The sequence below is a fragment of the uncultured Odoribacter sp. genome, from assembly GCF_937966165.1.
Taxonomy (GTDB): domain Bacteria; phylum Bacteroidota; class Bacteroidia; order Bacteroidales; family Marinifilaceae; genus Culturomica.
In genome coordinates, this window is sequence record NZ_CALCLB010000027.1 from 105,779 (window position 1) to 127,661 (window position 21,883).

Sequence of the window (21,883 nt, forward strand, 5' to 3'; positions counted from 1 at the left end):
TAGTGATTGTTTTCATATTTCGTGTTCTTTGTTATTTTCTACTTGCTCTTTTCAAATGTCCACATGAGATTGATTCCCGCTTGAGTAGGTCCCCAGAAATTCTTGGTTCTGTTCCGTTCTTTATATACACGTATACCTTCCTTAATATTGAAACTATCGTATTCCGAGCGGGTATAGCCAATGCCGAGATTGAAATCGACTGAGAAATGATGTGAGAGACAGAGTTGATACCCCACCGTAAGACCAGTATTCCACATCCTGCCTTGATAACCGTTGTCCTTAGAGAAGAATGAGCCGAAAGGATATTTATAGAAATTATATTCCCCGTAATTCCCCGATACGCCCAGATAAAAACGTCTGTTGCTTAACAGATACCAGCGTACTTCGGGGTTCAGTAGCCAAATCTTCTGTATTTTGTCATTTTTGCTGCTCCAGCAGCTGAGGCTGCCATCGAGTTTGATGCCGAAGCGGTCGTTTATACGCCATTCCGCGCCCAGTGCAGGGAGCAGGAAAACATCGTACAAGAGATTGGTGCGTAGAGCGAAGTGGTACGGTTCTGCTAACAGCATTGCCGGAATACTGTCTGCTTCCGCTGCAATTATCGTTTCGGCTTGTTTCTCGGGCCCGGGTTGAGGTTCCGCTTCCTTCACGATAAATGTTTCGGGCTCTGGTTGTTCTCTTATAACAGGGATTCCGGAGGCAGGTTGTTGTTCCGTTTTTGACGGGATACGGAGCGTTACTACAACTATATCTTTACTATTATGGTATGTATCTACGTAATTGTTGGTGATGAAATCCGCTTCTTTCAGTCCCTTATGAATAATGAGTTCTGCTTTCACGCGGTTGGCCCGGACAAACGCAGTGTTCAAATTCTCTCTTTCCGTCGGTAGTGAAGCACAATAGCCGTCCACATAGACGGGTATGTTTTTGTCTGCAATTTGCATGCGGTATTTATCCACCAGTGCGTAGAGCCGTTTCAGTTCCGCTTCATTGCCTTTGAGGATAAACAAATCTTCTCCCGGCTGAAAGCGGAAGGTGACAGTTATAACATCCGGTTCCTGAACGGCTGTGTGTGCGAAACCGATGGGGGCCATTGCTAACAGAAGAATCAGTAGGGCAAGTGTTTTTTTCATATGGTGTTATTTTAGGTAATGTCCTTTTGGGCGGACGTTTCATCGGATCTTCTCAGTTTTGCTGTGAGTAGCCGTTCAATCGTCTCCTTCTCGATGCGGATATGCTCCAACTCTTTAGCAAGAAGATCCTGCTCGTGCAGGATACGCACGATGCTGTGGTTCTTCTCCCGCTGCATTTTGCGGCAGCAGCAGTACGTCAAGCTCGCGGTAGCCAATGCTGCCAGAGCGACCATCAAGGAGAGAATAATGATCCATTCATTCATATCCATTTTCTTTTATCACAAAAATGCATAAAGAGAGCCGGAACAATAATGCAAATTGTCCTAACTTCTATGCATTTTGTCACATTCTGTTCTTTCAGGACATCTGGCAGGTATCTGCAGAACCACTCCTCCGTGCACAAAAAAAGCACGGAATAGTCCGTGCTTACCGTCTGTACAGGTTACTTTTAGGGTTTGCAGGAGTCTGCTATTTTACGGTATTCAGCCGGACCGATTCCGTATTGTTTCCGGAAGATCCGGTAGAAGGTACTTTGGGTGTTGAAACCGCAACTATAAGCAATCGCTTCAATTGTCAGTTCGGTATGTTTATCGATCATTTTGCGGGCCTGCTCTATCCGCATGGCACGCATATATTCCATTGCCGTCATGCCCTTAACAGCTTTGAGAGCTTCGTTCAGCGTATTTTTATTCGTTCCCAGCGCAGCTGTGATCTCGTTTCGGTTGATATCTTTGGAGAGATTGTCGTCTGTAAGCAGATATTTCTGTAAACGCTCGACTAATTCGCGCTGCTGCCGATCACCCGGGAGATTTGTTACATTATCGCTAACAGCCTTATCTGTGCTACACTTTATCCGTAGCAGGGCGATCTCTTCTTCAAGACGGTCCTGCTGTTTAATTTGCTTGTATAATCCGATATTTTTACGGGTAATGATCCGGTTGTAATAAAAAGTTATCCCTAATAGTATAACCAACAGCAGGCATCCGCCCAGTGCAAAGAGAAAATAATTACGGTTGCGTTCTTTCCCGGCTATGTGTTTTTCCACTTCATACCGGGTACGCAATTCGTCAAACCGGGCATTGATTTCTACATTTTTTATAGTATCGTTGACAGCGATGATTTTATCGAATAATGCGAATGCTTCGTCGGTACGTCCCATGCGGGCAAGTATTTCCATTTTTATCCTTCTGCTGGCATTGAGATCGAAATTTGATTCCCGGACTTCGACTGCGGCACTGTCAATCGCAGCAAGTGCCTTACGGTAATCTCCCTGCGATTGGAAAATCAGTGCCCTTGCCCGCGCCAGCTCATATTTTGAGATATTATTATTGACGATATTCTCCAGCTTCGAGAGATATTCTCCGGCTTTGTCATAGACTTTACAATCTATGTAGGTATTCATCAATATTCCATAAAGATTTCCCCGGGCTTCGGGCTGCGTTCTTCCGGCAGCTTTCTCAAATCGTGCAATGGCTTTTTCATATTCGGGTATAAGTTGTAATACCTTCTCATATTGTGCTTGTGTCCGCAATGAGTTGCATAAGAATGCATAAGCTTGTGTCAGGATATTGTCGTAACCCGAAACTTCCCATAATAAACGAATGCACTCTCTGAAACAATCTTCTTCCTCTTTCCGCCTGTTCTGTACATTATAAGTGATGGCAGTGGCGTAAAGTGCTGTCGCCATTCCTGCTTTATCTTTCCGTTCCTTGGCACGGTTGAACATTCTTTCCGCTTCTTCCGCTGCCTGTTTATAATCTCCTTTCAGATTGTAGGCAGTGATAAGTTGCATATGTATCTGATAATAGAGTTTCCACTGGTTGTGCCGGATATAAAAGTCCAGATAACCGGGTGCTTTTTGAATAATTTTGTCGTACTCATTTCTGTTTATATGGGATATAATAGTATTTCCATATACCATCCCTTGCATTTTTACATTGCCTTGCCTGATCGCTTCGGCTTCTGCCTGACGGAACAACCTCAGCAATGTATCCATTTTCTGATCATCGGCAATTTCCGACATATATAAATAATACAGTTTGTTGTAGGCTCTCAGTTTATCGATACCTTCGGAGTGATCAATAAGCTGGCGCAAAGAATCCTTTTGAGACTGAAGAATATTTTGTGCCGGAACCGGAGAAGTAAAGCATAAAAGGCTGCCGTATACCATTGCTATCAGCTGAATCTTAAATTTCATTCTGGATGCGTTTATGTAAATTTCTGACTATTAATTCTCAAAAATACAAAAAATGTTGCCGGACAAAAAAATCTTTAAAGACTTTATGAATCAATTTCTGATTTTAGCACCCGGGGCCGGGGGAAGATGCTATTTTGAAACTTCCGGGTTGTCCGGAAATCTTAGAAGAAGAAAAATGATCTTATAGGTATTCTGTTTCCCATTTTCCCTGCCGGTCAATCAAACCGTAACGATTGTCAAGTTGTGCTTCGGCATAATCATTAAAATAATTACCTAAATATTGATATTTTACAGGAATCTTTTCATTTCCCTGAGAATCTACATACCCGTAGCAGCTTCCGATACGTACGCGTAACCAGTCGTATTTATTTGGTTCGATTTCATCGTATTTTAATGTTGTCAGCAAATGACCTGATAAATTAATCAGGCCCCATTTGTGATTTTTGCAGATACAGGCGCTGTGATTTAAAAAATCCGTCGCATTTTCATATCTTCCGGCGATCACTTCCTTGCCCTTCTTATCGATAAATCCATATTTTCCCATGGTGTTCCGGAATCGTGCCAATCCTTCGGAAAAATTCCATAGATCGGTATAAACAGTTGGAATAACTTCTCTGCCCGATCGGTCGATAAAACCCCACAATCGATTAACGCAGACGCGGGCGTAGTCTCCCTGAAAAAAATCAGCCTGATCGTAAATACAGTCCGCAATCACCTTTCCTTGCAGATCGCAAAACCCCCATTTACCACCTTTACATAAAAAACCGCCATCGGGTTGACCTTTACCTCCTCTATTCAGCAATATGCTTCCCTGGTTTGCACTAAACATAAAATCGTAATCCGGAGGAAGAATTTCTTTTCCTTTCAGATCAATTAAACCGTATTTACCTCCTGTATATTGGCGGAAGCTATCCTTTAGACCACCTTTGGCTACAACAATGACTCCCTCTGTAGGGGAGGCTGCATAATCATAAGGCAGACGAATGCAGGCCGAGGTATTTCGGTTACACAAATAATTTCTTCCGTTTAATGTCCGTATATAAACCGGATAGTCTTTTTCTTTACTCATATTGCCAATCGGATTGTACTTTTCTTCGTCCGCTTATTAGCACCCGGGGCCGGGGGAAGGTGCTATAATTGCCGGATTGTTTGTTTTGCAAATATACCAAAATATCGTGTATGCCGGGAAATTCAATAAGAATTCAGTCTTGATTACATTTCCGGTGGTATTCCTTCCGTTTCAGCATATTGTTATAATTGATAAAAGATAACATACATCATAATGGCATTGAATCCGGGATGAGCCAACACTGCTCCCTAAATGAAATTGCAATATTATTTACACCGGAAAAGCACCTCATTGACCAAAAACATTACGATTACCTAAAGAAATGCCGGCAGAGGGGAAAAATGCTAGGTTTCTGAAATATGAACAATGCCAGAATGGGTGGGGTGGGTAAGAGCAAAAGTCGGGGAATTAAAAAAGATGCCTTGATTTCTCCGTATTTTCATACAAAACTACCCTAGATAATAACTCCTCTGTATAAAAATTTTTCGTCTGTCGGACTAAAAATCATACTGGGGATAATTGCTATCCAAAAAGAAAGTTGTTTGTCGGAGTCCGCTATAAAAGCCCGGAGATTGTTTCCTGCAATATATACAAAAGTGTTTTCCGGGATTTTGTCAGATAAAAACAGAAAAATATCACGGCACAGGACAAGCACCCTGCAATAAAAGACCAATAAGGTTATTTTATACGCTTGGAGCGTCTGATACCGATATACTTCCGCCTGTACTTTATGAGAAAAATAAAAGGCATGTACCACACGACTAAAAAACGAACATAACAATACTGTAACTTTTGGTTACATAAGATTGAAGTACAACTTCCCCTTGCAAAGGATACTTCCCGTAAAGTAGTTTTAGTTTTCGAAAATACTATCGGAAGGACAGTTTGTTACAGAAATAATACAGTTTCAAACGGATTGGGATTAATATTTTCATATTGTATATTATTTTGTCATGTATGCAAAGATTTCGTTGTCTTATATAAACAGAATATTTTTGTCGGGATGAATTGGGGCGTATATTCCGGCTCCCTGAATAAATTTATATTTTAGTATAAACTTAAAAACAAGGTACTTACCTCTTATTTATATTCAGTAAATCCAGGGAATTTTTCCATAAACGGTTGAGTCTTAATCGTAATCCGGAAATTGTATGCAGGGAATTTTACTTATTTCATTTTTTTGTAAACCATTTTTCCTGTAAATACCTTTTAATAAACAAAATTGAATTAATTACAAATGATTTTTTAAAAATAGTGTAATCAGAATATAAAATGAGTATATTTGTCACCGAAATGGTTCTCTTTTGGTGCTAACCAAAAATGAGATTAATAGGGAATACCGTGAGATTCGGTAACAGTAGCCGTTGCTGTGTGTCCCTGTACGATGTAAATCGTACAAGTTTGTAACTTTTTGTCACTGGAATCCTCTGGGAAGGCGTTACAAACGGGACGAGTCAGAAGACCTGCCTTTTCGATTACGGATTTTACTCCTGCGGCGTTCGGGAAGTAGGTCAATAGGGCTTTAAACTCTATTCGGAATTTTAGGTCATCACCTGTTGTAAAATCTGTATCGTCTTAATTGCTAATTATTGCATTTCTCTGAAAGAAATGTGTGTGTTTAATTTAAATTAGTTTTATTATGGAAAGATTCAGATTTTATCTTGCAGCCTTGTTATTTGCAGGTTGTGCTGTGTTTTATTCTTGTAGTAATTCCGACAATTTTTCAGATGTTGCCCCTATAGGGTCCGGTACCCGTGCTGAGGGAACTTTTATATGTGATTTTGAGAGTGCTCCGGATTCTGTTTTAGTCAATTCGGCTTATGGAACGAATTTATATGATGGCACTTATACGGGGTATTACGATACGGCTACCGGATTGTATATGGGGTTAAATGTTACAGGAGGATATGGTTATGCCAGTGGCGGGTTTGCCATTTCTCAATTTAATGATATGGTGACTGTGGGGTACACCAACCAGTGTAGTGTATATTATAAGGATGCTATCACAGGTAAAGGCGGGCATAATGGTTCCTCCACTTTTGCTGTAGCTTACGGTTATTATGATGACCCGGTGACCTCGGTTTCTTACGATTCCCGGCCGAAAATGTACTTTAAAGACGGGAAGGAATATACCATTCAATCGGCTTGGGTAACCAATAATACCTACGCGGTATTGTCTATGGAAAACGGAGACAGTTTTGCCAAAAAATTTTCTTATGAAAATAAAGACTGGTACAAATTGACGATTACCGGATATAAGGCAGACGGTGTAACCGTTACCGGTACGGTAGAAGTTTATTTGGCAGACTTCCGTAAATTAAGATCTCCTGGAATATTAACTGAATGGCAGCAGGTAGACTTGTCTGTTTTGAAAAAGGTAAATAAATTGGTATTTAATGTTTCCAGTTCGGATGCCGGACAATATGGTTTAAATACACCTGCATATTTCTGTATAGACGATATTACTGTTACTAAAGATTAATTCATTGGGTTTCCCGGGTAAGATATTCCGGGAACTCTTTCTACCTTATTTTGATGAATATGAAAAAGACGATACGTCGGTTTTTTTTGGGAATCTTTTTATTTTTTTTCTGTTTTTCCTGTATGGATTACGGTCCTATAGAGACGGTAGATTTTGCTCCGACAGGGGATGGTTTGTTTATCACCAATGAAGGTAATTTTATGTATGGAAACGCCTCGCTTTCTTACTATAATCCGAAGACAAAACATGTGGAAAACGAGGTGTTTGCCCGGGCAAATGGGATGAAATTAGGAGATGTAGCTCAATCGATGGTTATACGGGACGGGAAAGGATATGTAGTTGTCAATAATTCAGGTGTTATTTTTGTTATTGATATCAACACGTTTAAAGTCTTGGGGAATATTAGAGGTTTGACGTCGCCCCGTTATATTCATTTCTTAAGTGATACAAAGGCCTATATCACTGATTTATATGCTCCTGTCATTACGATATTCAATCCTCAGACATTGGAAAAGACGGGCCGGATTGATACAAAAGGACATAAATCTACGGAGCAGATGGTGCAATATGACAAGTATGTATTTACCAATTGCTGGTCGTATGACAATAAAATTTTAATAATCGATTCGGAAAAGGATATAGTGGTGGATTCCATTACGCTTGGGATTCAGCCGACTTCTTTAGTCATTGATAAATACAATAAAATATGGACGGTGACGGATGGGGGATACGAAGGGAGCCCATACGGTTATACGGCTCCTTCTTTGTATCGTATCGATGCAGCAAGCCGGAAGGTGGAAAAAGAATTTAAGTTTAAGAAGGGAGATTGGCCTTCCGAAGTGAATTTGAATGGTACACGGGATACTCTCTATTTTATCAATAATGATATTTGGTGTCTGGATGTGACTGCAAACCGTTTTCCTCTGCGGCCCTTTTTGCCTTATAAGGGGACTTTATTTTACGGGTTGACGGTAGATCCGGTAACTTCGGAGGTATATATAGCAGATGCGATTGACTATGTACAGCCGGGGGTGGTATACCGTTTTACTCCGCAGGCTGTGCCGGTGGATACATTCCGTGTCGGAATTATTCCGGGAGCTTTTTGTTTTAAATAATTGAGAGTTAATGCTAAATTAAATAAATCGGTATGAAGAATAGATTGAAACGATGGGGATTGGTGCTTTCCCTGATTATGGCACTGGGATTTGCTTCCTGTAATGACGATGACGATAAAATAATCCCTGAGCCGGCACCGGAGATCACACTCGACAGTGAAACCGGGGTTTATTTGGTAAAAGTAGGGCGGCAACTTGTGATTAATCCTACGGTAGAAAACGATGAAGGAGCTTACTATTCCTGGATTATCGGAGGTAAACTGGTCGGTATGAAAAAGAATTTTACATTTTCATCAGACACTTGCGGAGGAGTGTTCGTTACTTTCCGGGTAGAAACAAAAGCCGGGATTGCAGAGGAAGAAATGCGGATAGATGTTGCAGAACTGGCTCCTCCTGTAATATCGTTGATTATGCCTTCCAAAGGATTAAAAGTGTTAGCCAATACGGATTATATACTGAATCCGGATGTACAAAACCGGGAAGGGGCTACTTATCAATGGACTCTGGACGGACAAACAGTGGGTACAGACAGTTGCTATACCTTTAACCAACCGGAATTGGGACATTATACCGTATCGCTGGAAGTGGTAAATGAAGATGGAAAAGGGGAAAAGACAATAGATATAGAAGTTGTAGAGCAGTTGCCTTATGCTGTAGAATTTGACAAACCTACTTATTTTGCGAAGAATAATGACCGGAATGTTTTTTCGGGCAGAACGATTTATTTGGAACCTTCACTGGATTATTTTATGAAACCGGCTTATGTATGGACGGTAGACGGGAGTGAAGTAAATAACGGAGGGAAGGCTTTATTGGCTTACACGGCTACGGATAAGGGTGAGCACACGATAGGAGTGAAGGTAAGTGAAACGGCTAATAGCGGGACACAAGTTATTACCCGGAATATTATTCGGACTGGTTCAGCCAGTGTAGAGGCAACAGTAAAAGTGATTTGTTACGGTACGGAAGAAGAGCGGAAACGTCCGGAGACGGCTTCCAGTTCGGCCCTTTGGGACAGGGTATATGAATATTGCCCGGCTCCCGGTCAGTTTATCAATGAAACCAAGACCGGTGGTTTTGTTGGGAATGAAATAACCCATGAACAAGCGATTGCCTATGCTGAGAAAAGACTGAAAACGGGGAATGTCTGGGTATCTTTGGGTGGTTTTGGCGGATACATTGTCGTCGGTTTTGACCATAGCATTGAAAATAAAGGTAGTTATAATGGATATGATTTTTCGATTACAGGGAATCAGTTTGAGGGAAGTTCTGAGCCGGGTATTGTTTGGGTTATGCAGGATGTAAACGGAAACGGCTTGCCCGATGATGAATGGTATGAACTAAAAGGAAGTGAGACCGGCAAAGAAGAAACTGTTCAGAATTATGCCATCACCTATTATCGTCCGGCTGGTCCGGGGATGAAGGTGGAGTGGACAGATGTAAACGGGAAAACCGGTGCTATCGATTATCTGATAGAGTACCACTCTCAGGCTTTTTATTATCCCAATTGGATCAGGGAAGATTCATATACCTTAAAGGGGACCTGTCTGGAAGCCCGGAATGTTCAGGACCCGGTGACAGGATTCTGGGACAATCAAGCTTTTGATTGGGGCTATGTAGACAATTTCGGTCAGGATAAGGCAGAGGGAGATAATGCGGATGCGGGACCATTGAAAACTTATTTTAAAATCAGTAATGCCATTAACCGGGATGGATCACCGGCCAATTTGAAATATATTGATTTTATAAAAGTGCAGACAGGAACAAATGCTAAAAGCGGATGGTTAGGGGAACAGTCTACGGAAGTTTTGTCATTTGAGGATCAGAATATAAGTAAATAACAGAATTAATAAGAAGAGTATGAAAAATGTTTTTAAAATAGGTTGTCTGTTATTGGGAATAGCCTTTGTTTTCGGAAGTTGTTCGGACGATGACAATAGTCCGTTTGAAGGTACGGACAATTATATCACAGCTGTGACTATCACACAAGCTGGTTCTGTTTATGAGGCTGTAATTGCCGGGGATAGTATTACTGTAACTGTACCTTATACGGTTTCATTGGATGGAGCTACAGTTGATTTTGAACATTCGGAATTAGCGGTAATCACTCCGGATCCGGCTACGATCGTTAACTGGAACAGCGAACGTCAGTTCCGTGTTACTTCTTACAATAATGCCGACAGACGCTATATATACCGGGTGATTCACTCTGATATTTATAATGAGGGAGATGTTGTTTTACAAACACAGGCTGATATAGATGCTTTTGCAGAAGGAGGAGCGACCGTTATCAGTGGAAATCTGGTGATCGGTGCATATACAGGGACAGATAGTGTGACAGATTTATCGGGTCTGGCAGCATTGAAAGAAGTAAAGGGAAGTATTATTGTAAACAATAATTATTTCGGAACGGATTTGAGTGGGTTAGATCATTTGGAAAAAGCGGGTTCAGTTAAAATTGGAACAGCTGCCGAACCTTCCCGTGCTCCTTTATTGTCTATGGTAAGATTCCCGAAATTGAGAGAAATAACATCTGAATTTATTGTCAATAATACGAATATTCAGTGGGTACAGGCTCCGCTGCTTGTTTCTATTGGGGAATCGTTACTAGTATTTTCTGAAAGTCTGACTTCTGTCACTTTTCCGGAATTAAAATCGGTTCGTATGGATGTGCAGATAAAAGGGATCACGGAAGGGGTAACAGACTATGGAAGTATCATAAAAAATATAGAATTTCCGGTTTTAGAGCAAATCGGTGGAAAATTATGCGTAGCGAAAATGGCTGCCTTGGAGACAGTTGATTTTCCTTTGCTTTCTTCTGTAAATAACATTACAGTCGAAAAAGCCCGTTCTCTTCAGGAGTGGAACTGTCCGTCCCTGGAAAGTTGCGGAGCGATCAGTATCATTCCCATATCGAGAACAGTTGATCCAACCCCTCTCGAACGATTGAATTTTAATTCCTTGAAAGAAATTGAGGGGGATCTGACATTATCGGGATTAGGGATTAAGGAGCTGACAGGAATAAGTAACTTGGAAAAAATAAGGGGAACCTTGAATTTATCGTTTGATAATGAATTAGTCACTTGGGATTTGGTAAATTTAAAATATGCGGGAGGTATTGCCATAATCGGACCTATGAATAAGTTTGCTCCGGAAATAATCGATGTATCCAAGGTAGAGTTCGGAAGGGAAGGGTTTGAGTTGAGGGCGCATAAGGCTGCTGCTATTAAAGGGCCTCAGATTTTTTATGGAGATATAAAGTGGAATATTTCGGCAACGACTGTTATCGAGGGATTTGATAATATCGAAGGAAATATAGACTTAAATGTGAACGGAACGACGGCCCTTCCTTTTAAAGAAATTGCAGGAAATTTGATTTTTTCCGGTTCCGGTACTATTTCGTTTCCTGCCTTAAAGGAAGCTATGGGGAATATAGAAGCCGGAGGAGGAACAAATCTGAATTTCCCTGCCCTTACTCAGGTGGAAGGGTGGTTGTATGTAAATTCCAAAGCATTAAAAATTTTCTCTGCTCCTGTTTTAAAAGCGGTTGGAAAACAGCTTTGTCTGGCTCTGTCGGCGGCTTGGAATGTTACAGAGATTGATTTATCCTTACTCGAAACGATAGGATTAAAAGGTCCGGGTAAAAAGGGAAGTGAAAGTTACGAACTGGAAATGCCCGTAGGAAATATACAACATTTCAGTTTGCCTAAACTGACAGAAGTCAGAGGTGATATTTTTTTGGATACCTGGGCAGATGAAGTGGAGAGCATTGCTCTACCAAATCTGAAAACAATTACAGGTACCTTGAATATTTGGAATACCGATGAAGATGATTCATATGAAAGTTTGACTACCTTGAATTTTGCATCCCTGACAACGGTCGGTAAAATCGATATTCAGTATAATGGCGGATTGAAAGATTATTCTACTTTTAGCCCTTTGTTTGTAAACAGTAAGTTGACAGCAGAGCAATGGGTTGTATTGAATAATGGTTATAATCCTAGCTGGCAGGATATGAAAGACGGTAAATATGCCGAATAACTTGAGTTAGGCTGTGCGATACCGCTTCGGTTCTACTGAATCGGGCGGTATTGCTTTTATATAAAATAATGTATGAAAAATTTTTTACTTTCTGTTTTCTGTTTGTTTTTTGTGGCAACCGGATGGACTCAGGAAAAAGATAAAGTTGCCTGGCGCTTGAAACTCAAGCAGGTGGACGTGACGGCTCAGCGCAAGTTTCAGGATATCGGAATTACCCGGACAGAGATCGATACGATGGTGCTTCGGGAAAGTGTAATAAACAGTTTGGCGGATATTTTGTCCCAAAGTACTTCCGTTTTTATAAAAAATTACGGGCGGGGGACATTGGCTACGGCATCTTTCCGGGGGACAGCGCCTTCACATACCCAGGTGTTATGGAATGGAATGAAGATCAATTCCCCTATGTTGGGACAGGTTGATTTTTCTTTAATTCCTTCTTACTTTGTCGATGATCTGAGCCTTTGGCACGGAGCCAGTTCCGTAAATGTAACCGGAGGAGGTTTGGGAGGAGCCGTTACCCTTTCCAATAAACCGATGGCGGGAGTAGGAATGGACTTGAATTTTATTCAGGGGATCAGTAGTTTCAATACTTATGACGATTTTCTCCATTTCCGTTATGCTTCCGCAAAATGGCAAAGTTCGACGCGAATTTGTTATGTCAATTCGCAGAATGATTTCAAATACCGGAATTATAACAAAAAAGATTTTGATAAAGACGGGAATTTCATAAGTTATCCCATAGAGCGGAATAAAAACTGTAAATACCGGGATTTGCATCTTTTGCAGGAGGTCTATTACGACCGGAAAGACGGGAACCGTTTTTCATTTGCCGGATGGTATGTTGATTCAAAACGGGGAATACCGATGTTGGATGTAAATTACCGGGAAGAGAATGAAGCGAAAAACCAACAGAAACAGAATACTCTACGGGTGGTAGCCGGGTGGGACCACAACCGGGAGAAACTGAAAATAGCAGGGAAAGTCGGATATAATTTCGACCATATTTTGTACACTTACGAAGGAGAGGTTGCCGAAGGGGTATTGGCTGAGATGCAGCATGCCAGTAGTTATGTACATTCTGGTTTTATTTCGGGGGAAACAGAATATTTTCCTTCAGAAAAGTGGATGCTGAAAGCCAATATTTCCGGTCAATTTCATTTTGTAGATAGTTGGGATAAAATTACTGCCACCGGGTATGAGAAAAACCGGACAGAGGTCTCAGCTTTGGCGACCTTGCGTTATCGTCCCTGGAAACGTCTGGGATTGGCTGTGGATGTACGTGAAGAATATTACGGGGAATACACCCCTGTGATTCCGGCAGCTTTCCTGGATATTGTATTATGGCCGCGCTATGAGGTTATCCTAAAATCTTCGATTGCTAAAAATTTTCATTATCCGACATTGAATGATCTGTATTTTTTACCGGGGGGTAATGATACTTTAAAAACTGAGAAAGGATATACATACGACCTCGGTATGGAGTTTACGGTGAGGAGCGGAGAAGCCTTTTCTTTAAAGGGGGAGGTGACGGCATACGATTCGCATATTGACGACTGGATTGTTTGGTTGCCGACTTTTAAAGGATTTTGGAGCCCGGTGAATGTAAAAAAAGTACATAGTTATGGTTGGGAACTAAAGGGGAAGGCAGCATTTAAATGGGGGGCCTGGAAACTTTTTCTCGATGCCAATTGGGCACAGACCCGTTCCATTAATCATGGTGATCCGATGAGCTGGGCGGACGAATCAATCGGAAAACAATTGGTATATATTCCTGAATATTCTTCTGGGGTGATTGGACGTTTAGAATGGAAAGGTTTTTCTTTTCTTTACAAATACAATTATTACAGTGAGCGTTTTACCACTTCCAGTAATGAAAAGGCAACCAAAATCGGACATCTGGGATCATATTACATGAATGATATATCTTTGGAAAAGCGTTTTAAAATTCAGCATACTGCATTTTCATTGAAATTTTCGGTTTATAATCTCTTTGATGAGGAATATGTATCGGTATTGAGCCGGCCGATGGCCCGCCGGAATTATGGTTTTTTTATCGGAATTAATCCCCGTTGGTGGCGGTCCGGGCAGTAAGGATTAAATTTTTAATTTATAATTAAGAATAGAAACTTTTTCTCTGCTTTTTATCAGGAGAATGGAGAAAAAAAGGGGGGCTTTACATGGTGTAAATCCGGAAAGCAGCAAGGGGAGTCAGCATTTTGTCTGCTACTGAAACGACATTTGCCGAACGGGGGATTCGGCAGACTTCCCCGGGGGATATTACTTGCTGAGCGGATGCCAGACGGAGGGATCTTTAAAGAGAGACGTATGAAGGAATGGTTTTACAAGAATTACCGGCAGACAGTGAAATATAAACAGGATATTCTTCCGGCTGTTCCCGTAAATTATCCGTATATATAGCCGGATGCTGTATTGTGAAATATTCTCAAAATCAGGATATAGAGGGAATTATAAGTTTTAATATGGACCTATCTCTAGAGCCCGGGCAGGCAATGATTTTGAAATCTTGGGAAAAAATCTTTTACCGGCAGAGGAGGCGGGAAGCAAAATCACGCAGGGAGTGGCATTGGTTTAAATGTTTTTAGATAGAATCCCTATATTTAGGTATTGAAGTCTACCGGAGAATTTCTTAATTTTGCTCAATTAATAGGTAATTAAATTTTGTTTAAAGTATGAAAACACTTTATTTATTGTGTATGCTTACCGGAGTATTGTTTTTTAGCGTAACCGGTCAGGGTTGCCAGTCTGGCAAGAAAAGTAATAAGCAAACAGCTTCCAGTGAACAAATGAGTACGCAGGTATTGCAAATTGATGATTTATTGGGGAAGGCAGATTCTTTAAAAGGGCAGGAGGTAGAAATTGAGGGTGTATGTACCCATATTTGTGCGCACGGCGGAGGAAAAATTTTTCTGATGGGCAGTGATGACACGCAGACAATCCGCGTGGAAGCAGGAGAGAAAATAGGTAGTTTTAAACAGGAAGCTGTAAATAATATAGTCCGTGTGAAAGGAAAACTGGTGGAAGACCGTATGGATGAAGCTTATTTGGCTCAGTGGGAAGAGATGCTGAAATCACAAACGGCTGCGCAACATGGGGACAGTGAAGCCGGTTGTTCTTCAGAACAAAAAGCCAGGGGAGAAGCTGTTGCAGCAACCCAGCAACAAAGAATAGATAATTTCCGGAAACGGATAGCTGAACGGAAAGAAAAAGAAGGGAAAGATTACCTTTCTTTTTATCATGTAGATGCAGACACTTATACGATTCAGTAAAAACAAATGTATAGAATACCTCAGATACGTAAATGGTGTCGTTTTATCCACCGGGATCTCTCTTATTTTTTTGCGGGTATAATTGTGATTTATGCCGTATCGGGTATGCTGCTGAATCATAAGCGGGATTTTAATGCAGAATATGCGGTTAGCCGGCAGGAATTCGTCTTAAACCAGGAATTGTTTCAGGCAGGAAAAGATATTTCCAGGGAAGACGCCTTGGCTTTTCTGAAGAGGGTAGGAGAAGAAGAGGAGAGATATACCAAACATTATTTCCCGAAAGAAGACCAGTTAAAAATTTTTATAAAGGGAGGTTCTTCCTTGGTCGTGGATTTGAAAAATGGGGAAGTGGTGTACGAGCAGCTCAGGAAACGTCCGGTGGTCAGTGCCTTTAACCGGTTGCATTACAATCCGGGGCGTTGGTGGACTGTATTTTCCGATATTTTTGCTTTGTCATTATTAATTATCACACTGACGGGGCTTATTCTGGTGAAAGGAAATAAAGGTTTATGGGGGCGCGGAGGTATTGAATTACTCCTGGGTATTTTGTTTCCTCTGGCATTTCTCCTTTTCTTTTGATGTCTTTTCTGAAGAGTAGACGGTCATATGTCCCGGATATTTTCGCCGAAGATCAGGCATTCACCGGCTTTGGGTTGCAGATAGCCCATTAAGATATTAATGGTTGTCGTTTTGCCGGTTCCGTTTTTCCCAAGTAAGCCCAGAATCCTGCCTCGGGGTACGTTAAAATTGAGGTCCTGATAAATCATCCTTTTCCCGTAATAATGGGTGAGATGATGACATTCTATTATGTTTTCCATATTGTTAATGTTCAAAGAGTCAATGCTGTATTATAATACGATTCCCAAAGCCAGCGAAAAATAAAGGCCTTCAGAATGGTTACTGAGCCGGTTGTATTCACCTTGTGCTTTTATAAGTAATGTTTTATTTGTAAGCCATCCGCTGTAATCAAAACGGACGTCAAAATAAGCTGTTGTCCGGTCGGCGGAAAGAATGTTATAATTAGAATACAACATTTCTGTTATTTTTTCTTCTGTTCCCAGATCATTTAGCACCAGATTGGAATGAAGCTGCCGGGTATGTGTGCCTTTTACTGTAAAATGTAGTAAACAATTTTTTAAAATGTGAAGGGTCTTCAGACTGATTCCTGCATTTAAAACTTCAGATTTGAGCTGGCGTACCGGAGATAAATATTTACTTTCTGCCTGCTGATAACCGGCATAAGGGGACAGGCTCCAGTTAAAACGGGAGAAATGTCTGTTTTCATAGATGAAAAGCAGCTGAGAAAATAATTGCTGACAAGTATATTGCTGCACAGATCCGATCTGCTGGTAAGCACCGCTGGTGGCGTCTCCAAACAGGTTTTCTGTTCCTTTCCGCATGCTTCTCTCCGCTGTCAGCCGGATTCCCCATGTCCGTTCTGTTGTGCTGTGACGCCAGCTTGCTTCTCCGTTGATACGGTTTTCTGCAACTTCATTTAAAGGCAGATTATTTAAATCGGATAATATTTTTTCAAAATAGAAATGATGATATCCCAGTGATACGGAAAATCCTTGTTTTTGCCGTGGATACAGGGACAGACTACCCTTAAAGGCTTTTCCTTTGTAAAACGTATTGTTATTGGTTCCGGAAAAACGGACATAATCCATTCCCAGGCCACTCATATGGTATACTTTGTATACGCCGAGTTCATTAAAGAATTTAACATTATTTGTCTGTTTGTATTTACGGCCTTTCAGGGAAGTGCCGATGGTATAATTCTTTTTTATTTTAAAAGCAATTCCGATTTGACCGTTTAAGTCTGAGACGATATTCCGGGGACGCGGGTCTTTTTTCCGGTACTCCATATTGGCTCTGTAACTCAGTTCTGCTCCCCAGACAAGGGAACGGTGTTCGTGAGCATACCCCCCTGTGAAAGAATAAATTTCTGATTTTAAATCCCCTCCCAAAGTGTCGGCCATAACATAAGGATAAACAATCCGGAAATCGGAGGTTTCATTCCAGCGGATGTTGGTGGTCTGACTGTTTTGGTAAAAAGCCTGGCCCCACGCCCGGGAATGGGGCGTCAGCTTGTTGCGGGACTCTGCATTGAATTGAAAACCCTGTCCTCCTTCTCCTTCCTGCATGATCCGGGTTTTGTTGTCGTCCCTGTAATGGGCTGAAAGGGATAATTCAGTCTTGTTAGTTGAATGTAAATAATATCGTAAAGCCGGATTTCCGTATGCCTCAGGAGTAAAATTTGAAAAGGGTGACAGGTAAACTGCCACCCGTTGCAGCACAGGAAACTGTGCTGCAGTTGTTTTTACTAAGACAAACGATGAGAAAAATAATATAAAAAGCGTTTGTAAAGCCGGACAGTGATTAGGTCTCCGGAAATATAATCTTCGTAAAACCGGAACAAAAGGCGAAAAACAGGATTTTGATATAAGAAACCGGGTGATCATGTTATTTATTTGAAAACATAATAAGGATCAGCTTTTACTTCCGCATCAAAATCAGTTGCCGAATTATTGGTATCCTGGAGAATTACTCTCCCGTCTTCGGTTGTAGAAGCTACTTTACGGCGTACACTCTTGCCGTAGCGGCTGGCATCTTGATTTACAGTACCACAGTAAGTCCAGCCCAAATCCAGAGAAGGAGCCGTTACCAACCAGACAAAATCGGATTGGATACTGCAATTTACAGCATCTAGAACCCAGGTATTCGGTATTTTATAACAATCTCCGTCCATAGGGAAGCTACCTGCGGGTAAGACCATTTCGTATTCGTAATGATAAGCGTAATCTCTCAGATAAGATGTTTTGTCGACATTTTCCGGAATCCGGGCGAGTACGTAAGATTTGAAACCTCTGTTATGGGGGCTCCAGATGGTAGCTGTATAACAGTAATATTTGTCCATATCGGGAACATCCGGATTGTTTACATCCATAAAATTGGGATTTGTAGATTCGTCATACCATTCGAAATCGGCTTTTGTCAAATCGAAAGAATTGGAGTTTGCTTGCGTATGGTCGATCGCATTGTCGCAGATCAGAATGGATTTTCCAGGGAGTACCGGGTAATCTTTGCCTGTTCCGGGCACTACATAGATGGCTCCGGCTGCAAAAGCATCTTTCATAATGTCAGGACTGTAATCGTATTTTTTTACGGTCGTAAATTCAGATTCGGCAATTACCAGGCGATCGGCATATAAAGTATCGGCGGAATTATTGTAAATCCGGAAATACTTGTCACCTGTATATTGTTTATTTTCAGGTGTTTCTGTTCCTGTAAAGAAGATTTCAGCAATTACAAAATTTCCTTCTGTCCCGCTTGTATTATTGTGTAGAAAACCGTCCAGACTGATAATCGGGGAACTTGCCGAAGTCAATTGCACATTTTCTTTATAAGCTCTGATTTTACTGCTGATTTGTTCCTCGTGGAAATCGTAGGTAATATCTCCTTCAAAGGTCATATTATATAAACCTTCCTCTACCGTAAGGGTAAACATGAAAGAAGTGGAAGCCTGGGTTTCCAATGGGGTCACAGAAATTTCTGATTCTTTCCCTGTTGTGATATTCTTTAAGGTGGCTACTACGTTACTGATTACGGCGTTCGAAACGCTGTCAGGAGCATTGAGGCTAACGGAGATAGTTACCTGCGGTACAACGTAATTGTCATCATCATTGCAGGAATATAATCCGAAAAATAATGCTAGACTGATAATAAATGCAGATAATTGTTTTTTCATTTTTTATAAATTTAAATTTAACATTTTATAGTTTCAATGTTATTTCCATACCGAAATAAGGATTCACATTCCGTCTGATTGTATAACCGTTGGATTTGTAGTCCGGACAGTAGTCTAGAATGCGGTCGACATATAAAGAAAGGTTTAAGAATTTTCCGAAATTTTTACTGGCTTTAAAATTAACGTACATGTAAAAAGGTTCCGTCGTTTTCTTAAATAGCTCGTCGTTATATGTTTTGACTAACCATTGTTTGTATATGTCCTTCTGATCTTCTGCCGTATAGGCATGTATTTTACCTGTAACATCCATATAAGCAACAGGAGTCCCGTTTTGTTTGAATCTTCGGGAACTGTTGAACCACATACATTCTACCCACATGGAGAAGGTCAGCCCTAATTGTTTAAAATAAGTGTCCAGAATGAATGTGGTGTTGAATTGTTGTTTTTCGGAGCCGTCGATTCCGTCGTAATATCCTATATATTTATCACTCACAGATATATTGTTTACAATTTTACTGACGGGGGAGAAGACCGCTTCACTGTTTCTGTATGTGGTACGGAACCAGGCTCCGTTAATTGTCAGTTTGGTTTTGAGTAATTCAAAGCGGGGTGAGAAAAAGGTGAATTCTACGCCTTCTTTCCATAGGGAACTGCCGTTTGTAACCTTGCTATGATTTCCGAGAAGAGTGTCCAGTTGCCAGGTGACATCTGCTAAATCCGGAGGACCCTGTAGTTGGCTGTCGTCAATGGAAGAAGCATCGTATTTTTTATAACGATACGGTTGTGTCATAGTGGAATGACGGAAACCGGAATTTAAAACTTCTTTGAAATACGTCACTGTAAGATGGCTTTTCTGATAAGAAAAATCCGTTTTGATCTCTCCTTTCCGGTTGCGTGCCGGTTTGAGTTGGTCGTTCGTGGGATCGATGACATAGGTCAGGATATTGATCCGTTTAAAATCTGCATTTAAACTATAATAGTTTAATTGCATGATATCGTTATAAAAAAGATAGGGGTGAAGTTGTTGTAAAGTCGGCATTTTCGTTTGCCAGCCGATTGCTCCGGATAAACGGATATAAAGTGACCGGTTCCGGCCGATACCCGGAAAACTCCATTGAGCAGAAATCCGGGGATCGAAATACATTTTGTTTTGTATTCGATAAGGAGAAGAGAGATTGAGTAACATGGAAGCCCGTATTCCGCCTATAACTTCCAGATGATGGTAACCAACGGGTATAAGGAAATGGTCTTCTGCAAAGATCCCGTATTTATGAGCTGCAGGAATATCCCTGAAAGAGGTTGGGCGAAGCGATGTCAGCGGATTTAAAGGACGGTTGATGTCATAAACCTGTCCTTGTCCGTAGTTTTTATCCATACTCCATTCGGTTCCCAGGAGTATTTTTTGAAGGATACTGCCAACCGGAATTTCAAGATTTGCTTTTAATTTGGCCGATGCCATAAAGGGCTGGCCGTCTACTACTAGTTTTGCTGTGTATTTATAAGGTAATATTTCCCCCTCGTGTTCTCCGGCTTCCAGGGAGTTCGGGACTACCCGGTCCCGGTCCAGTTGTACAAATTTCGTTTGCTTGATCTGATCTTTCTGGTAACTCAAAAATGTATGGAATTCCAAACGTTTGAGTATTTTGCTACTCATAGAATCGAGAACCAGTGTATTACCGAACGTCATGGCATTATAGGAAGCTTTATAACGGTCTTCTTTTTGGGAAGTGATTTCCGGATCAGATTTCTGATTGTCAAAAGATCCGGTATAGTCTGCTGTTATCCCCCAGAAAAGCTGAGCCCGGGAGAAGGACCATTGCTTGCTGATCCGTACAGAGCCTGTCAGGCGTTTATAAGTAGAGAAATCATCCCTGGGATCCGGACGGGCATCTGTATAGTCCAGACCAGCATTTATAGTTAGCCGGCGTTTTACCAGTTCTGTCCCTTTTCCCAAAGCAAATAATTTTGCGTATTGGTCTGCTTTAAAACGTGCGTCCCAGGGGGTGAATCCCTTTTTACGGTTAATTTTAATCAAACCAGTGGTCAGGTCTCCGTACTCAACGGAAGCCAGTCCCCTGACAATTTCAACACTTTCGATCTGGTCGGTGGAAATTGCCCGCATATCGATTCCTTTATTTGCGAATTCCAGGTTGCTGTGACTATCTGTTGTTCCGCTTGCAATTTGGGCGACTTCCTGCATATTGGCATCCGTAGGAAGTCGGTGCCCGTCAATTAGGAAAGCGGTTCCTAACGAGCTGATATCATAATCCTCCCCGCTTGTCCCGGCTTGTCTTAGCTTTGCTAATGAAGCTGAACTCAGAGTGGGAGTAGAAGACATGCCTCCGGGGAGCAATGACAATAAATCGCTGAAACTACTGGGCTGCCTGTGATTCATGGCTTCCCGGTCGATTTTTGTGCTGCTATTGAGTCCTTTGGATTCGGTAGCTGTGATGGTTACTTCGGCCAATTCTGTCGATTGTGGTTGTAAATAGAAGTAAAGGGAATCGTTTTTTTCCAGCTGGAACTCTTTTGTTAAAGGGTGATATCCCAGGAAAGATATGGTTATTTTATATTGACCGGGTTGGATTTTTTTAATTTTAAAAACACCTTCTTCATTGGTGATAAATCCATAGAAATTACCTTGTTCTGAAAGGAAACTGATGGTTGCAAATCCGAGTCCTTCCCGTGTATATTGATCCATTATTTTACCGGATAAGGTCAGATCCGGTTTTTGAGCAGTTAATGCTAAATACCAGAACAAAAATTGACACAACAGAATTAATTTATACACGATTTTTAAATTTTAGGATT

General features: G+C 41.2%; 14 protein-coding genes, 1 pseudogene and 1 riboswitch. Of the genes and pseudogenes, 7 read left to right on the forward strand and 8 right to left on the reverse strand.

Annotated features, from left to right (window positions below):
* Window positions 1-38: 38 nt before the first annotated feature.
* The 4 genes from Q0465_RS11255 to Q0465_RS11270 all read right to left on the reverse strand — a co-directional run bounded on the left by Q0465_RS11255 (window position 39) and on the right by Q0465_RS11270 (window position 4,399).
* Window positions 39-1,133 (reverse strand): DUF3575 domain-containing protein, encoded by a 1,095-nt coding sequence (locus Q0465_RS11255; RefSeq protein ID WP_298616279.1) that lies wholly within the window; start codon window positions 1,131-1,133, stop codon window positions 39-41.
* An 11-nt stretch (window positions 1,134-1,144) separates the two neighbouring features.
* Complete coding sequence (locus tag Q0465_RS11260) at window positions 1,145-1,396, reverse strand: hypothetical protein (RefSeq protein ID WP_298616282.1); 252 nt, start codon at window positions 1,394-1,396, stop codon at window positions 1,145-1,147.
* 185 nt (window positions 1,397-1,581) lie between these two features.
* Entirely contained in the window at window positions 1,582-3,330 is a 1,749-nt protein-coding gene (locus Q0465_RS11265; RefSeq protein ID WP_298616285.1) for a helix-turn-helix domain-containing protein, read from the reverse strand.
* Between the two features lie 181 nt (window positions 3,331-3,511).
* Complete coding sequence (locus Q0465_RS11270; RefSeq protein ID WP_298616287.1) at window positions 3,512-4,399, reverse strand: WG repeat-containing protein; 888 nt, start codon at window positions 4,397-4,399, stop codon at window positions 3,512-3,514.
* 1,277 nt (window positions 4,400-5,676) lie between these two features.
* A riboswitch (cobalamin riboswitch) is annotated at window positions 5,677-5,885 on the forward strand.
* A gap of 153 nt (window positions 5,886-6,038) precedes the next feature.
* Between Q0465_RS11270 and Q0465_RS11275 the strand changes: the two genes are divergently transcribed.
* The 7 genes from Q0465_RS11275 to Q0465_RS11305 all read left to right on the forward strand — a co-directional run bounded on the left by Q0465_RS11275 (window position 6,039) and on the right by Q0465_RS11305 (window position 15,903).
* The gene (locus Q0465_RS11275; protein WP_298616290.1) at window positions 6,039-6,881 is read left to right on the forward strand and encodes a DUF4465 domain-containing protein; all 843 of its coding nucleotides are present in this window, start codon (window positions 6,039-6,041) and stop codon (window positions 6,879-6,881) included.
* 122 nt (window positions 6,882-7,003) lie between these two features.
* Window positions 7,004-7,996, forward strand: a complete 993-nt coding sequence (locus Q0465_RS11280) for a YncE family protein (protein ID WP_298616336.1) — start codon at window positions 7,004-7,006, stop codon at window positions 7,994-7,996.
* A 32-nt stretch (window positions 7,997-8,028) separates the two neighbouring features.
* Entirely contained in the window at window positions 8,029-9,837 is a 1,809-nt protein-coding gene (locus Q0465_RS11285; protein WP_298616292.1) for a PKD-like domain-containing protein, read from the forward strand.
* A gap of 19 nt (window positions 9,838-9,856) precedes the next feature.
* Entirely contained in the window at window positions 9,857-12,037 is a 2,181-nt protein-coding gene (locus Q0465_RS11290; RefSeq protein WP_298616294.1) for a hypothetical protein, read from the forward strand.
* Between the two features lie 72 nt (window positions 12,038-12,109).
* Window positions 12,110-14,128, forward strand: coding sequence for a TonB-dependent receptor (locus Q0465_RS11295; protein ID WP_298616296.1), 2,019 nt, complete (start codon window positions 12,110-12,112; stop codon window positions 14,126-14,128).
* A 599-nt stretch (window positions 14,129-14,727) separates the two neighbouring features.
* Window positions 14,728-15,324: a hypothetical protein gene (locus Q0465_RS11300; protein ID WP_298616298.1), complete on the forward strand. Its 597-nt coding sequence runs from the start codon at window positions 14,728-14,730 to the stop codon at window positions 15,322-15,324.
* Window positions 15,325-15,330: 6 nt separating this feature from the next.
* The gene (locus Q0465_RS11305; protein WP_298616301.1) at window positions 15,331-15,903 is read left to right on the forward strand and encodes a PepSY-associated TM helix domain-containing protein; all 573 of its coding nucleotides are present in this window, start codon (window positions 15,331-15,333) and stop codon (window positions 15,901-15,903) included.
* A gap of 26 nt (window positions 15,904-15,929) precedes the next feature.
* On the opposite strand, the pseudogene Q0465_RS11310 reads toward Q0465_RS11305, so the two are convergent.
* The 4 genes and pseudogenes from Q0465_RS11310 to Q0465_RS11325 form a co-directional block, all read right to left on the reverse strand.
* Window positions 15,930-16,142: pseudogene (locus Q0465_RS11310) on the reverse strand (ATP-binding cassette domain-containing protein); the annotation flags it as partial.
* Between the two features lie 30 nt (window positions 16,143-16,172).
* Window positions 16,173-17,786, reverse strand: a complete 1,614-nt coding sequence (locus Q0465_RS11315) for a DUF6850 family outer membrane beta-barrel protein (protein WP_367274310.1) — start codon at window positions 17,784-17,786, stop codon at window positions 16,173-16,175.
* 5 nt (window positions 17,787-17,791) lie between these two features.
* Window positions 17,792-19,072: a DUF4876 domain-containing protein gene (locus Q0465_RS11320; RefSeq protein WP_298616306.1), complete on the reverse strand. Its 1,281-nt coding sequence runs from the start codon at window positions 19,070-19,072 to the stop codon at window positions 17,792-17,794.
* Window positions 19,073-19,097: 25 nt separating this feature from the next.
* On the reverse strand, window positions 19,098-21,863 hold the full coding sequence (locus tag Q0465_RS11325; RefSeq protein WP_298616309.1) for a TonB-dependent receptor: 2,766 nt from the start codon (window positions 21,861-21,863) through the stop codon (window positions 19,098-19,100).
* Window positions 21,864-21,883: the final 20 nt, after the last annotated feature.